The sequence below is a fragment of the Halorhabdus utahensis DSM 12940 genome (assembly GCF_000023945.1).
In the GTDB taxonomy this organism is placed as follows: Archaea; Halobacteriota; Halobacteria; order Halobacteriales; family Haloarculaceae; genus Halorhabdus; species Halorhabdus utahensis.
This window is the reverse complement of the sequence record NC_013158.1, coordinates 90,201-104,683: the sequence shown is the minus strand read 5'-3', so window position 1 is coordinate 104,683 and position 14,483 is coordinate 90,201. Positions and strand designations below refer to the sequence as shown.

The 14,483-nt window shown below is 58.8% G+C and carries 14 protein-coding genes, 1 tRNA gene and 1 other RNA gene; 13 read left to right on the top strand and 3 right to left on the bottom strand.

Translation table 11 applies throughout. The annotated features are described in order from the left end of the window. The 6 genes from HUTA_RS14860 to HUTA_RS00485 all read left to right on the top strand — a co-directional run bounded on the left by HUTA_RS14860 (position 1) and on the right by HUTA_RS00485 (position 8,809). On the top strand, positions 1–1,308 hold the full coding sequence (locus tag HUTA_RS14860; RefSeq protein ID WP_143920304.1) for a bifunctional DNA primase/polymerase: 1,308 nt from the start codon (positions 1–3) through the stop codon (positions 1,306–1,308). A 220-nt stretch (positions 1,309–1,528) separates the two neighbouring features. Further along, entirely contained in the window at positions 1,529–2,182 is a 654-nt protein-coding gene (locus tag HUTA_RS00505) for a helix-turn-helix domain-containing protein (RefSeq protein WP_012795170.1), read from the top strand. A 165-nt stretch (positions 2,183–2,347) separates the two neighbouring features. After that, positions 2,348–3,829: a type I restriction-modification system subunit M gene (locus HUTA_RS00500; RefSeq protein WP_012795169.1), complete on the top strand. Its 1,482-nt coding sequence runs from the start codon at positions 2,348–2,350 to the stop codon at positions 3,827–3,829. Continuing rightward, positions 3,822–5,150 carry a restriction endonuclease subunit S gene (locus HUTA_RS00495; RefSeq protein WP_012795168.1) on the top strand — a complete coding sequence of 443 codons (1,329 nt, stop codon included), beginning with the start codon at positions 3,822–3,824 and terminating at the stop codon, positions 5,148–5,150. Before HUTA_RS00500 ends, HUTA_RS00495 begins: the two co-directional genes overlap by 8 nt. Then, a complete protein-coding gene (locus HUTA_RS00490) occupies positions 5,143–8,103 on the top strand; it encodes a type I restriction endonuclease subunit R (RefSeq protein ID WP_012795167.1) in 2,961 nt (986 codons plus the stop codon). Before HUTA_RS00495 ends, HUTA_RS00490 begins: the two co-directional genes overlap by 8 nt. Then, on the top strand, positions 8,084–8,809 hold the full coding sequence (locus tag HUTA_RS00485; protein ID WP_012795166.1) for a M48 family metallopeptidase: 726 nt from the start codon (positions 8,084–8,086) through the stop codon (positions 8,807–8,809). Before HUTA_RS00490 ends, HUTA_RS00485 begins: the two co-directional genes overlap by 20 nt. 241 nt (positions 8,810–9,050) lie before the next feature. Here the strand turns inward: HUTA_RS00485 and HUTA_RS00480 are convergent, their stop codons facing one another. Continuing rightward, positions 9,051–9,299 (bottom strand): PadR family transcriptional regulator, encoded by a 249-nt coding sequence (locus HUTA_RS00480; protein WP_012795165.1) that lies wholly within the window; start codon positions 9,297–9,299, stop codon positions 9,051–9,053. A gap of 99 nt (positions 9,300–9,398) precedes the next feature. On the opposite strand from HUTA_RS00480, the gene HUTA_RS00475 reads away from it, so the two are divergent. The 3 genes from HUTA_RS00475 to HUTA_RS15445 all read left to right on the top strand — a co-directional run bounded on the left by HUTA_RS00475 (position 9,399) and on the right by HUTA_RS15445 (position 11,115). Continuing rightward, positions 9,399–9,866: a hypothetical protein gene (locus HUTA_RS00475; protein WP_012795164.1), complete on the top strand. Its 468-nt coding sequence runs from the start codon at positions 9,399–9,401 to the stop codon at positions 9,864–9,866. A gap of 522 nt (positions 9,867–10,388) precedes the next feature. Beyond that, entirely contained in the window at positions 10,389–10,664 is a 276-nt protein-coding gene (locus HUTA_RS00470) for a hypothetical protein (RefSeq protein WP_012795163.1), read from the top strand. A gap of 301 nt (positions 10,665–10,965) precedes the next feature. Beyond that, positions 10,966–11,115 (top strand): hypothetical protein, encoded by a 150-nt coding sequence (locus tag HUTA_RS15445; RefSeq protein WP_012795162.1) that lies wholly within the window; start codon positions 10,966–10,968, stop codon positions 11,113–11,115. A gap of 343 nt (positions 11,116–11,458) precedes the next feature. Here the strand turns inward: HUTA_RS15445 and HUTA_RS00465 are convergent. Beyond that, positions 11,459–11,533: transfer RNA gene (locus HUTA_RS00465), tRNA-Arg, on the bottom strand. A 134-nt stretch (positions 11,534–11,667) separates the two neighbouring features. Between HUTA_RS00465 and HUTA_RS00460 the strand changes: the two genes are divergently transcribed. Further along, positions 11,668–12,081 carry a CoA-binding protein gene (locus tag HUTA_RS00460; protein ID WP_012795161.1) on the top strand — a complete coding sequence of 138 codons (414 nt, stop codon included), beginning with the start codon at positions 11,668–11,670 and terminating at the stop codon, positions 12,079–12,081. Between the two features lie 71 nt (positions 12,082–12,152). Here the strand turns inward: HUTA_RS00460 and HUTA_RS00455 are convergent, their stop codons facing one another. After that, complete coding sequence (locus HUTA_RS00455; protein WP_012795160.1) at positions 12,153–12,470, bottom strand: DUF5798 family protein; 318 nt, start codon at positions 12,468–12,470, stop codon at positions 12,153–12,155. A gap of 89 nt (positions 12,471–12,559) precedes the next feature. Here HUTA_RS00455 and HUTA_RS00450 point away from each other — a divergent pair, with 89 nt between their 5' ends. The 3 genes from HUTA_RS00450 to HUTA_RS00445 all read left to right on the top strand — a co-directional run bounded on the left by HUTA_RS00450 (position 12,560) and on the right by HUTA_RS00445 (position 14,456). Beyond that, entirely contained in the window at positions 12,560–12,943 is a 384-nt protein-coding gene (locus HUTA_RS00450; RefSeq protein WP_012795159.1) for a DUF7548 family protein, read from the top strand. 61 nt (positions 12,944–13,004) lie between these two features. Continuing rightward, an RNA gene (gene ffs / locus HUTA_RS14855) (signal recognition particle sRNA) lies at positions 13,005–13,317 on the top strand. A 122-nt stretch (positions 13,318–13,439) separates the two neighbouring features. Further along, positions 13,440–14,456 carry an SGNH/GDSL hydrolase family protein gene (locus HUTA_RS00445; protein WP_012795158.1) on the top strand — a complete coding sequence of 339 codons (1,017 nt, stop codon included), beginning with the start codon at positions 13,440–13,442 and terminating at the stop codon, positions 14,454–14,456. Positions 14,457–14,483: the final 27 nt, after the last annotated feature.

Sequence of the window (14,483 nt, the reverse complement as noted above, 5' to 3'; positions counted from 1 at the left end):
ATGCCATCAGAATCAGACCAACGAATCGACGTATCGGCCACCAAGTGTAATCACCAGAATCGTGTCTGTATCTGCAACACGAGCGATGAAGAACGAGGTCAACTCCTTCGTGAATATCTCGACGCGCTCGCTGTTGCCGGTTGGGATGATGTGTTACTGATGCCGCTAACTGATGATAGCAAAAATCCGGCGATACGAGACCGGTTTGGGCTGGATAATCCCCGGGCGAAAGAGCTACTCCGCCCTCCCGATGAGGCTGTCGAGGCGATCCGGAGCGGAAGTCGTGGGTTCGTGCTTTACGCTGGACGTCCAGAGCATGGAACCGAGGAACTTGTCTTCACGGATCACGACGATGTTGGTCTGTGGCCCCCAAATGAGACTCCGCGTACGCTCCTCGTGCGAAGTGGGTCGGGAACCGGCTACCATCAGACCTACCGTAACAGCGGGTCAGTCGATAATGCTCATGGAAAAGGTGAGTTAGCCGGCGCGGGCGAGATTCGAGCGAAGAACTGGTATGTAGTCGCCCCGGGCTCGATCCATCCGTCTGGAGGCATTTACCATCAGGTCCAAAATCCCGGCATCGGTACGATTCGAGAGGAGCATATCCCTCCTGAACTCCGACCGTCAAACGGAGCCAGCAAAGGCTCTTCCCACGGAGATCCAAAGCCCTTGGAGCCTGATGACATCGAAGATTTAGGAAAGGATTTCGACCCAGACGCGGTCACAAACGAGTGGGGGGCGACGGTACAGGAAGCTCGGATCGTGTCTAAGAAGCTGGATCATCTACTGTCCACATACAACCCCGGGGGCAGTTATCCGAGTACGAGCGAGGCGGACATGGCGACTGTCTCGATGCTCCTCGTCTGGGGGTTCAGCGAGGTAGACATCGCCGACATCATGCGGGCGTGTCGTCCCCGAGTGAAGCTCCGAGACCGCGACGATTACCTGACGAACACAATCACGAACACCGCACTCACGAGGATCAACCCAGTCGATCCAGATCTCGGTCGGATCTGGATCGAGAGCGCGAAGGAGAACGGCGGCCGGCCAGTGTTCCACGAGGCCACCCTGATAACTCTTCAGAACAGCATGGAGCTACTCGGGGGAGAGGCGACTGTTTCCACCATCGTTAATGAGGGGCTCATTCAGTGGCGAGGCAGTAAAGAGAGGTCGGTAATGAAACGAGTCAGACGAGCACTAAAATGTCTCGAACGCGCTGGATACGTGACCAGCGTGGACCGAGGGGCGACAATCTGGTATGACGACGGGTTCCTTGATCTCGACCTACCCCATAATACCCGTCTGTAACCACCGCCCCCCGTGTGTCTTATGTCGCGACTCCTCGGAAAAGTAACAAGCATCCGATGAGGGTTCAGACGAGGATACACCCTACCGAGTGTCGGACCGAGGACTTCGACGAGTTCGTCTGAGCGCTCAAACGAGGGGCGACCTCGTCTGAGGGTCCAGCGAGCCACGAACGTCCCAACGCCCATATATAAACGGACATAAAGATCGGTCGAGAGACGTCATGTCTGATCAGCGCGATGGGGCCGATCAACTCGCCCTCTCCCGCGGTCCCACCGGTCCGAGTCAGTACACCTCTCCTGAGGCCAAGGCCCGTTTCGCGGTTGCGAAGTACTTCGGAGCCGGCTCGGACGGCCAGTGGTCGGTTGAGGAGATTGCCGACGCCCTCGACATCTCGACCCGGCAGGTCTACCGGTACATCAACGAGTCGGAGATTGGCCGGGAGGTCCGCGAGACCGTGGCCATGACCGAGGCCGAATGGCGACTCGACGCCGCGCTCGCCCTCCGCGAAGAAATCGAGAGGCTGGAGGAGATCGAGACAGCCCTCCACGAACGGACGACGACTGTCCCGACCGACTTCGAGGAGCAGACCGTCGAAGGGACTCCGACGAGAGACGGACAGGTGATCCTCGTCGACGGCGACGTCTACTCCCTAACAATCCCCGTCCCGAACGAGTATGAGAAGATCACCGATTACGGGCCCGATATCGAACAGATCCAGAAGGAGAAGCGCCAGTATATCGACCAGATTACCACGCTCCTCGGGCTTGTCGACTTCGACCAACACCACCCCGAACATGGACCGTCTGAGGGTTCAGGCACGACTCCTGTCCAGTTCCGGGAGATAGACAACGGATGCGACGAACAGAGTGGTTGAGGGTTCAGACGGCGAAGTGAAACGCGAAATCGGCGGATCGCGCTCTTAGGAGACCCTCCCACAGAGAGCGGGACCCCCTCCTGAAAATCTGGTGGGTTGGAAACACGTAGTGAAGTGGACCGCCAATCACCAACGACTAAGATGATCCCCTGATAGGTTCATCCCATGTCGCTGACTCTCGACGAACTGGACTCTCATCTCTTCAAGTGCGCAGACATCATCCGTGACGCTGTTGACTCGACAGAGTATAAGGATTTCATCCTTCCGCTGGTGTACTACAAGACGATCTCGGACAACTTCGAGGTACAGCGCGAGAAATACGTCGAAGAGTACGGGGATGAACACGCCAACCGGCCTAACATCTACGACGTACCGTATGTCCCAGACGGCTACCTGTGGGACGACCTACGAGCGGTCAACGAGAACGTCGACGAAGCGATCAACGACGCTTTCGACGCCCTTCGTGAGGCCAACGACGGCGAGGTCGAGGGCGTGTTCCGGGCTGACTACGTCGCCGAGGACGCCCTTACCGACGATCGACTCACTCGTCTGATCGAGCACCTAAGCACCATCGATCTCGATAACGACAGCGTCCCGCCGGATATGCTCGGTGAGGCGTACATGGACCTCGTGCGCCACTTCGCCGAGGAGGAGGGCAAGTCCGGCGGTCAGTTCTTCACCCCGCCCCACATCGTCGAGTTGATGGTCAGGCTGCTCGCCCCCTTCGAGGATGGCGATACGTTCCACGACCCGACTGTGGGATCAGGCGGGATGCTCGTCGAGGCGGCCACCCACTACCGTGACGAGCAGGGCGGCGATCCCTCGAAGCTCACGTTCACGGGCCAGGAGATCAATCCCGATATCGCCGCCATCGCAAAGATGAACCTCTCGATCCACGGCCTCAGCGGGCGGATCGAGCGCGAGGACTCTCTCCTGCGACCGCAGTTCACCGAGAACGGCGAACTGACCAAGTTCGACTACGTGCTCGCGAACTTCCCGTTCTCGGCGGACTGGCAGAAGGACGAACTCCAGGACGACACCTACGGGCGCTTTGACTGGCACGAGAAGCTCCCCCGCGCCGACCGGGGCGACTACGCGTTCATCATGCACATGGCGGAACAGTTGAACGAGACCGGCCAGGCGGCCATCGTCATCCCCCACGGCGTGCTGTTCCGCAAGCACGAGTCCCGCTACCGGGAGCCGATGCTGGAAAACGATCTGGTCGAGGCCATCGTCGGCCTGCCCGAGAACCTGTTCCAGAACAACTCGATTCCCTCGGCCATCCTCTTGTTGAACACCGACAAGCCCGCCGAGCGCGAGGGCGAGGTGCAGTTCATCCACGCCGCCGACGAGGCCTTCTATCGGGAACTCTCGAACCAGAACGAACTCACCGACGAGGGCGTGGCCCACGTCGTCGAGAACTTCCGGGACTGGACGACCGAGGAGCGCGTCAGTCGGACGGTGTCGATCGAGGAGATCCGGGAGAACGACTACAACCTCAACATCGCGCTGTACGTCGATACGACCGAACCCGAGGAAGAGATCGACGTGGCTGAGGAACTGGCGACGCTCCGGGAGTTGCAGGCCGAGCGCGACGAGATCGAGGCGCGGATGGACCAGCACATGGAGGCGCTGAACTATGAGTGAGGAGGCGACGCTGGACGAGTTCGTAGATGAGCAGGAAGCAGGAGGAAATCATTCTGGAGACGTTAGTGTTGGGGATTTACAGCAATTCGAATCTTCCCCGATTGAGTCATGGAATCTTGTTAGGCTGGGTGAGATTCTAACCTTAGAGTACGGTGATAATCTTCCATCAGATAGTCGAGAAAGTGGAACCGTACCTGTTTTTGGCTCTAATGGCCAGGTAGACACGCATTCTGAGGCCGCTGTAGAGAAACCAGGCATCATATTGGGGCGAAAGGGTTCAATTGGTGAGATTGATTTCAGCGATAGACCGTTTTGGCCTATCGATACGACATACTATATCACAAGCGAGGAGACGAGCCAAAACCTGCGTTTCCTGTATTACCTCCTTCAGAACATCCAACTGGAACGGTTAAACGCTGCATCTGCCATACCTGGATTAAACCGAAATGATGCGTACGGCCTGAAAGCACTCATGCCTCCGGCCGAAGAACAGCGCAAAATCGCCAGCGTGCTCTATACCGTCGATCAGGCGATTCAGAAGAGCGAAGAGATAATCGAGCAAACTGAACGGGTCCGTCGTGGTACTGAACAAGATGTCCTTTCGAGGGGCGTTCGTGAAGATGGGACGCTCAGGCCCGACGACGATGTCGCATATCGAAGCAGTTGGGTCGGCGACATTCCCTGTGACTGGGATGTCAAACAGTACAGCAAACTGATTTCAGATTCCTCCGTCGGTATCGTCGTTAAGCCTTCCCAGTATTACGACGACGACGGAACAGTCCCGATTCTTCGCTCGAAAGATATCTCCAGAGATGGCATCGTTGATGGGGATTTCGAGTATATGTCGGAAGAGTCGAACGCCGAAAATGAAAACAGCCGATTGCAGGAAGGTGACGTAATAACGGTGAGGTCGGGGGACCCCGGCCTTTCTTGCGTCGTCGACGGTGAATTTGATGGGGCAAACTGTGCAGATTTACTCATTTCCACGCCGGGACCGAAATTGGACCCCCACTACGCCGCTATGTGGATTAATTCCTTTGCAGGGAGAAAGCAGATCGACCGGTTTCAGGCTGGTCTGGCACAGAAGCACTTCAACCTCGGGGCCCTCCGTAAGCTTCGAGTCGGAGTGCCATCGCTCGATGAACAGAAGCGGATCGTCGAAAAGGTGTCATCAATATCAGAATCTCTCGAAAGTCAGAGAGAGTCCAAAAGGCAACTCCAGCGCCTCAAACAGGGCCTCATGCAAGACCTCCTCTCGGGCAAGGTCCGCACCCACGACACAGACATCGAGATCGTAGACGACGCACTCCAGCATGGCTAACGAACAACCATCTGAGGGCGGCCTTCAGACATCGGTCCTCCAGTGGCTCGACGGCCTCGGGTGGGAGACGTATGACCCAGACGAAGGCCACGGCGCGACGGTTCTCGACGAGCGATACGGCCGCCAACGCTCGGAGGTCATCTACTGGGACCTGCTCGCCGAGGCCGTCGTCGAGATCAACGACGAACTGACCGAGGCCAACGTCGACCGCTTTCTCAACTCGCTCCGGCGCGACCTCGATCACGACAACCTGCTCGACGGCAACGAGGCGTTCCACGAGATCCTGACCACGGGCAAGAAACACACCGTCGACCAGCAACACAACGGCACGAAGACGATCTACGCCGACTTGATCGACTTCGAGCACCCCGAGAACAACCGGCTCCACGCTGTCGACGAGTTCGCCGTCTCCCGACGCGGCTCGATTCGCCCCGACGTGACCCTGCTCATCAACGGGATCCCCATCGTCCAGATGGAACTGAAATCCGTCACCCAGGACAACGACTTCTACGACGCGATCACCGACCTCCAGGCCTACGAGGAGAAGGTCCCACGGGCATTCATCCCGACGCTGTTCAACGTCGCCGCCGACCAGAGTGTCTTCCAGTACGGAGCCGTCCGAGCCCCCCGCGAGTTCTACCAAGGGTGGACGACCGCACCCGAGGCCTACCAGTCTGACAACGACGTCAAGCAGGCCGTCCAGGCTTTGCTGAACCCTCAGACGCTACTGGACATCCTGAAGTACTTCGTCTTTTTCGAGGAGCAACCGGACCAAGACGCGAAGATCATCCCCCGCCATATGCAGTACTACGCGGTGAAGCGGATCCTCGACCGTGTCGAGCGCGGCGATCACCGCAAGGGACTGATCTGGCACACCCAGGGCTCGGGGAAGTCGTTCACGATGCTGTTCACGGCGAAGAACCTCCTCGAACGCGACATTCTCGACGCCCCGCAACTGTTTGTCGTCGTCGACACGGACAAACTGAACAGCCAGATGCGCGACCAGCTCGCCAACCTCTCCTTCGAGCGCTGGACCGAGGCCGAGAGTATCGAGGGACTCGAAGACACCATCGCGGCGGGCCGGAGCGAACTCGTCGTGACGACCATCCAGAAGTTCCAAGACGTCGATCCCGGCGTCCAGTCGACCGACGAGGCCGTCGTGATGTCCGACGAAGCCCACCGGTTCTTGGAGGCCGATCTCGGGAGCAGACTCGAAGCCGCCCTTCCCGATGCGTACCACTTCGGCTTTACCGGGACGCCCGTCCGCGAAGGCGACCGCGAGAAGGACCGCAACACGTTCGACGAGTTTTCTCCCGAGGGCGAGGAGTACCTCCACCGCTACTCGATCAAGGACGGCATCGACGACGAGCTGATCCTCCCGGTTTTCTTCCGACTCCGCCACGAGATGGACTGGGACGTCGACGAGGCCGGCCTCGACGAGGAGTTCGACGAGGCGTTCGCCACCCTCCCCAAAGAGGAGAAGTTGGCGATCATCCGCGATCACGTCACCAGTCGGATGCTCGCCGAGATCGAGCCCCGCGTCGAACGTGTGGTCGCCGAGATCGACGATCACTTCGATGGCGTCGAGAAGAACGGCTGGAAAGGCATGGTCGTCACCCCGAGTCGGGAGTCGGCGGCCATGTACGGGGAACGCTTGGTCGACCGGCGAGGCGAGGACGCCGTTGACGTTCTCTTTACCACGACGCAAGACGATCCGGAGTTACTCCAGCAGTTCCATACCGATCCCGGCGAGCGTGATCAGATCGTCCGGGACTTCAAAAACGAAGACGATCCCAAACTCCTCGTGGTCCACAATATGCTACTGACGGGCTTTGACGCCCCTGTACTGAAGACGATGTACTTGGACCGGGAACTCCATGATCACACTCTCATGCAGGCGATCGCCCGCACGAACCGGCCCGCTGATGGCAAGGAGAATGGCGAAATCGTCGACTTCCAGGGTGTCTTCGAGAATATCGACGACGCCCTCGACTACGACGACGAGACGAAACAGTACGCGGCCCAAGACAGCGAGCAACTGTTCGAGAAACTCCAGAACCAACTCGACGCAGTTCTCGATATCTTCGAGGGAATCCCCAGGGAGGACAGCCAGGAGGTCGTCGACGAGTGCCTTGACCGAGTGAGTACCCATCCTGAGAAGCGAGAGTTCAAGCAAGGGTTCCGACGACTCCAGGACCTCTATGAATCGGTCTCGCCAGATCGCCGACTTGTCGAAGAAGGGATCGATGAGGATTACGGGTGGCTCGGGCGGATCCACACGGCTTTCCAGCGGACGGCCAACCGCTCGGAACGACCTGAAGACGAGATGCGCGAGAAGACGCGTGAAATCGTCGAGGAGCACGTCGACATCGGCGAGATCAAGCGGGATTATCCCGTCTACGAACTCGGCGCGGAGTACTTGGAGGACCTGGACCACCTCAGGAGTGACGCCGCAAAGGCGTCGACGATCGCTCACGCCATCCAGGAGAGCACGCAATCTCGAATGGGACAGAACCCCCGCTACGAACGACTGAGCGAGCGCGTGACCGACATCGTCGAGGAGTGGCAGGCTGGCGACAGAGCCGATCCCGAGGCCGTCGAGGCGCTCCGGGAGGTCGAAGCAGAGGTGCTTGCCATCGAGGAGGAGGCTAACGAACGCGGGATGTCCGATGCCGAGTTCGCTATCTTCACAGACATCACTGAGGAGCGAGATCTCGATCTCTCTGAGGACACCGTCGAAGCACTTGCCCGCGACATCGTAGCCGAGTTCGACGACCGCGTCGACACGAGTTACGAAGGATGGGAGACGAACGACCAGACGGTCAAGGAGATCGAACTTGTACTGTTGGATGTACTGGTGAAAGAACACGACCGAGGCGAACTGGTCACCGACGAGTTCATCGACGCCGTCCATACCTACCTGATTCAAAACTATGTCGCAGACGACGAGTAAGCGAACGACGACGCTGGCCGGCGAAGAAGTGGTCTACGAGGTCACGAAGAGCGATGACGCCACACAGGCCCGGATCGACGCGGGGATCGACGGGATCACCGTCATTGTACCCTCAGACGCCCACGAGGATCCGGAGGCGATCCTGACGGAGAACGCGATGTGGGTGCTCGACAAGAAGGCAAAGTTCGACAGCTATCGGGACGATGTCCCGGATCGGACATTTGAGCCCGGTGAGACGTTCCCGTACCTGGGCGAGGAGCGCGAACTGGTCGTTGAGCCCAGAAAGAAATCCGTCGTTGGGGAAGGGACGATCCACCTTCGACGAAGCGCGGTCGAACAGTCGTCGATCAAGCGCGCCCTCCGGAACTTCTACCGACGTCAGGCCCGCGAGCACCTCTCTGACCGTCTCGATCACTTCGCCGCTGAGATGGGGCTGGAGTACGACGGTCTCGAAATCAGAAACCAGCGGACCCGGTGGGGGAGTTGTTCGACGAACGGAACGATCAGCCTGAACTGGCGGCTGCTAATGGCCCCGCCAGAGGTGATCGACTACGTCGTGGTCCACGAACTCGCCCACCTACGCGAGCCGAATCACACCGACATGTTTTGGTCACTCGTGGCCGAGCACGATCCCCGCTACGAGGAGCACGCCGAGTGGCTGGAGGAGCACAGCGCCAGACTCGTGTTCAGTCGCGAAGATCTCTGAAGGACCAACCGAGGCCCGCTGTGACCCTCTGAGACACCCACGATCAAGTAAGACGACCAATCCCACATAGACCTCGTCGAATGATCGTGTAAGGGGCCACAGAGGCGTCCGCAGGGGGCTAATGGAAGGCTCAGGATCGTGCGACTAACCGAAACCCGAACTGTCGACGCTGGCAGCACCGGAGGGATTGAGGGAGAGAGTATGAGTAGTTCTGAATATCTTCGGGGGTGTCGCTGACGGTTCAGACGGAGTCTGGATCCCGGTCAGTGAGTGCCGCGAGAAGATAGATTCCGTTTTCGGTCAACTCATAGATCTTCTTATCCATGCCTTCCTCAACGACTTCGATCATGTTCTCATCGCGGAGTTCCTTTAGGTGCGTGTATATGTAGCCGTGGGAGAGATCGAGATCCTCGGCAAGTTGGTACCCATGTGTTGGCTCCTCGGCTAACGCTTCCAAGATACGAACCTTCGTCTCCGGCACAAGCCCCATCACTGAAAACGCTGACCGGTGGGACCGAAAGTGATAGAACAGCGTTCTCTGAGGGGTCAGTAGAAACAAACAAGTATCTTAGATATAAAGTAAGTCACCGTGACCGATCCCTCCGTCCCGGCCGTTAAACGCTGGAGATATGTCCACGAGGTAGAGGAGGAGAATATTGAGAAAGCTGTTGAGCGGTTCAGGGTCCATGTCAGGAACGTCATCAACGATCTGCGTTCACAGGAGGATGCGAGCCCACCGTATCAGATAGAGGCGGATATCCTGGTTATCGAAATGCCCGATTCAGAGAGTGAGGTTACGTTGCTCAGTTGGGGGAATGAAAAAGGTCGATATTACGTAACAGAGTCAGGCGATAAGATGAGCAATAATAAACTAATCTACCGACTCAAACAGGGCGATGTAGAGGAACGAGATGGCGAGATATATGTCGGCGGAGAACAGGTAGTTCCTGTCGATGAAACAACCGGCTCCAGGGAGCTAAATTTTGATAATCAAGAGGGCCGGAGTCAAGACGGTAATAAAGAAATGCGTCTCTCCGACTTTGAGCGAGAAGAGTGAGTGTCAACGATCGTAATCGACACTGAGTGTCGTCGACGCCGTCACGGCCTTCCTGAGTGGGACGCAAGTGGCCAATGAGTCAAACTCCTTGATCATGATCGAAGGTGCGAGAGCGTAGAGCCAGCGCTGTCCGCGAGGGGCTGGCGGGCGACTAAGCGGAGAGACTCGGCCTAGACAACGAGGTTGCCATCACGGGGTCGACACCTCGGCGACAGGACCCCTGCCCCCGAGATCGGCGCTAAAGGTACAGCGGGCCTCTCCAGTCCCGTTAGCCGCGGATCGAGTTGATCGGGGCCCATACCACCTACGAACGCTTCGAGTGTGAGCAGAGCCGTCTACGACCGACGAGACGGGTAGAGAATCGGCCTGTGGGAGAACGAGCCGTGAGGTAGTGCCGACAGAACCGAAACCCCAAACTTCGAGGCCGCTGATTCCGGAGGTTCCCAGAAAGAGTGTCGGACCTGATCGCCAAAGCCCGAGGGGACCAAAGACCCATGAGGGTAGGATTTGTTCGTTATCCACATGAACGATTCCCTGACGTATCACATCAACCAAGCGCTAACACATGCAGAAGACGACCGGGATGACCCCGATCCCGATGACGAAAAACTCGACGTATTCAACCAAGGCTGGCGAAAGGGCGTAGATACGGACAAGGAGGACTACGGTGAGCGTGCCCACAGTAGTCTCTCGTGGCATAACCTCGGCTATCGACTCGGAATGCTGTTCGGTCCAACATCTCCGGGATTACGCGAAGAGATGTACTACTGGTGCGTCGAGCAGATGAGAGAGGAGTAGACCAGCAACGAAAGAGGATCGTGCCAGATCATCAGAGATAGGAGTCGTCGCTGAGGGTTCAGACAGACGAGTCACGAGGCGGGCCACTGGCGAGTTGGGATCGAACAGGATGCCGTCACCGATTGAGATAAAACCGGTCGGTGGGATCTCGGTCCCCTCACGCTGAATCATCAGACGGAGGGCCAAGTGGGTTCGGGGATGGAGATCGCGGAGAGTATCTTCGACTGTATCGTCTGGACCCCCAGACAGACGATCACGGTTATGACGCCGGAGTCCAAAATATGGACGAGGACCCCAACGTATGACAGATCTCCGTGATCTCAGGCAACAGTTGACCCCAGAAGGTCAGCAAATACTGGAGGAGACGGTGGAGCGGAAGGGGGAGGAGTGGGTCAGAGAGCATGCGGATCTGGTTCTGGCTCAGGCGCGGAAAGTGGGAATGGTCGAGTAGACGACTACGATTTCGCCGACTACTCCCCGACAGACCCGCTTGGCTGGGAGACGAACGAACGCCACGACCCCAAACACTCGTCAACTGTTGGAGTTACTGGAGACGGCGCTGCATGGGACCTGATGGGGAACATGAGCCAAATATATGATCCGGCCCCGGCGACATCCACGCCCGATATTGTGACGGTGAGAAAAGTTAACCATCTGGCTCACGTCGGCTCTTAGTGAACGCACGACGAAAGAGGGTGCGTCCCGTCACGGGTTGAAATCAAGCCTCAGGTGGTTGATGTGATTTATAAGGACCCTTTCGCTGTCCGGTCAATCTCTACCGAGAAGCCTTGTTACGGGCGCTGAGGGATTTGAACCCCCGACAGCTTGGTCCGAAGCCAAGTACTCTGTCCAGGCTGAGCTAAGCGCCCACGTCGCCGTGGCCGACCCTTCGCATTACCCCAAAACGCACCCACTCTAAAAAATGTCTCTATCCGTCCCGGCGATTCCGACTCGATGCGCTGTTTGCGCCACGTTTTTCCATACCATACTCGTAGCTCTCGCTATGCCTGTCACTGACGACGAAACCATCGCCGAGATCCTCGAGACGAGCGAGACAATCGCAGTTGTGGGTTGCTCATCGACACCTGGCAAGGCCGCCCACGACATTCCGGAGTACCTGCTCGAAGCAGGCTACGACGTCATCCCGATCAATCCGTTCGCCGAGACCATCTTCGACCGTGATGCGTACGACTCCCTCTCGGCTGTCCCCGACAGGGTCGACGTCGTCGACGTGTTCCGCCCGAGTGAGGAGGTACCGGACATCGTCGAGGCGGCACTCGAGCGCGAGGACGAGCCCACAATCTGGCTGCAGAAGGGGATCACCCACGACGAGAGCGCCCGAAACGCAGAGGATGCAGGCCGCCAATTCGTTCAAGACCGGTGTATGAAGGTTGAACACCAACGACTGCTCGGGTGAGCGCTCGGGTCTGCCGGCCGACGGTTAATCTCTCACCACGACACGTCGGGTACACTCTTTCAACCGATTCTTCAATTCCCGTCGTCCGTATCGACGGCCGCTTCCCCGTCGGTTGCCTCCTCGGTCGCCACGTCGTCGGCATCGGCCTTCTCGATGTGAGCGTCGGAAATTACAGTCTCGACGTCGAGCCCCTGGCTCTCGGCGATCGCCTCGATCAGGGCCCGCTGTTCGGCGAGGTCGGTTTCGATCTCATCGACCTGTTCGCTCGTGGTCGCGACCTCCTCCCGGAGCGACTGGACCTGTCCGCGGAGTTGGTTCATCTTCTCGTAGAGGTCCTCTGCTGCGCTGGTGACTTTCTGGAGTTTTTTCGCGGTGTCGCCAAATCCCATACCCCGCGATTGTGACTCGGGATTTGTGCGCCTTTCGGTGCGACGCGACGAGCGTCGCCATTAAGACGGCGGCGGTCTGACCTCCAGCTATGGACCGAAGACGCCTCGTTCCAGCTATCGGAATCCTCGCGTGTCTGTCGTTTCTGGCAGCACTGGCGTATCCATTCGCCACTGGATCGGTCAGCACATACTATACGTCGGGCACGATCGATCCGCTTTTCGGGGGTTTGTTGGCACTCGTTACTGTGATAGTTCTCGCGGCCGGGCGAGAAGACCGCACTGATCCAGCGCTGGCCGCTGGTGTGGGACTCGCACTTGGACTGTTGATCGCCATCATGACTGTCGGCTGGCTCCTGACTGCCCGATCGGACGTCATCTCGATCACGTGGCTCCACCGATACGCACTCACGGGGACAGCAGCATCGATCCCAGTTGTCGCGACGTGGTACGCCTACGAACTGGACGTGCTGTGATTCGACCGCCGTCAGCACGCCGCCGAGCCGAAAGGCCCTTATGGGTTAGTGAGGAAGAGTGAACTGGACTAGGCCGGGCGGTTAGGCCCCGCTCTCACCCCGCGCTATGGTCTTCAGCGGGGGCCGAAACCCGGGGGCGTCCGTGCAGACGGGCGCGGGCCCCGTTAGCCAACGTCGAAGCCTCGTCCTGCGGGGGTAGCGGTCGGCACTGAATCGCCTGCAGGGGCGTGCCGGTGTCGTTAACCGGGGGCAATCCGCCAGGCGCGGAAGCGAGCAGCGGACCCCTGGACACCTGCCGCTCGCAGGGTCGCGGGGTGGAGGAGGCACGCGGGATTCCCCACGCTCGAACGCCGGGCCATCCCGGGCGTCCACTCCATTCATACCGATTCATCACATTCTGAGCCTCGGGCCTGCGGAATGGCGTTCGGTTCGAACGCCGCCGCTTGATCGAAATGGTCAGGAATATGTTTGCCGCCATCGATCACACTGTGTCCCAATGTCTACGGAGAAGTACCCGTCTGTTTCGCTGCACAACGTCGCTGAGTTAGAGGACGCGGAATGGACACCTGACGGAGACCGACTCTCCCGTGTCCCCGAATCCGTCAGAAGAGACCTGAACGAGGAAGCACGTCACAGAGTTCGCCATCCCACGCACAGCGAGATCCGGTTCGTCCCCGAAGATGACGCTGAGGAGATCGAGATTACGCTCTCGGCTCCCGAGCGAGCGGAACTTCGGATCTTCTGGGGATCGTTTCAGCCGTGGGAGGCCAAGGCGATCGACTCGACGCCGAAGACGTTCACGCTCGGTGTGCCCGAGCGATTGGCTGAACTCGATGACAGCATCGATGAGGGCCGATTCGATCCGCGCGTCTGTCGGATCGCCTTCGAGCGGTTCGTCCCCGTTGCACTCCACGACGTCTCCGGGAACTGTCGTCCGCCGACGGCCGCGGAACTCCCGGACCAGCGGTATCTCGCGTACGGCACCTCGATCACCGAGGGGGCGAAAGCTTCCGCGGCACACTTGAGCTTCGTCACACAGATCGCGCGGGCCAACGACTACGACGTGGTGAACCTCGGCTGTTCCGGGTCGGCGTACGCGGACCCCGCGATGGCCGAGTACATCGCCGATCGCGAGGATTGGGACGTCGCGACGCTGGCGCTGTCGGTCAACATGGCGAACGCCGAGTTCACGAGGGCCGAGTTCCGCGAGCGCGCCGAGTACTTCGTCAATACCATCGCACAAGCCCATCCCGAGAAACCGGTCGTTTGCGTGACGCTGTTCCCGTACTTCGCTGACGTCACTGAATCGGGCGATCCGGAGCGCGCCGAAGCGTTCCGGAGTGCCTTGCGAACTGTCGTCAAAGAATCACCACACGAAAATGTCTCCCTTGTCGACGGCACGGAGCTTCTCGACGCTTCGGAACTCACCTGGGACATCCTCCATCCTGCTGACGAGGGGATGCGTTCCATCGCGGCGGGGCTGGCACCGCGCCTCGACGAACGCCGAAAATAATTCTCGCGTTGTCACAGATCGTTTGCG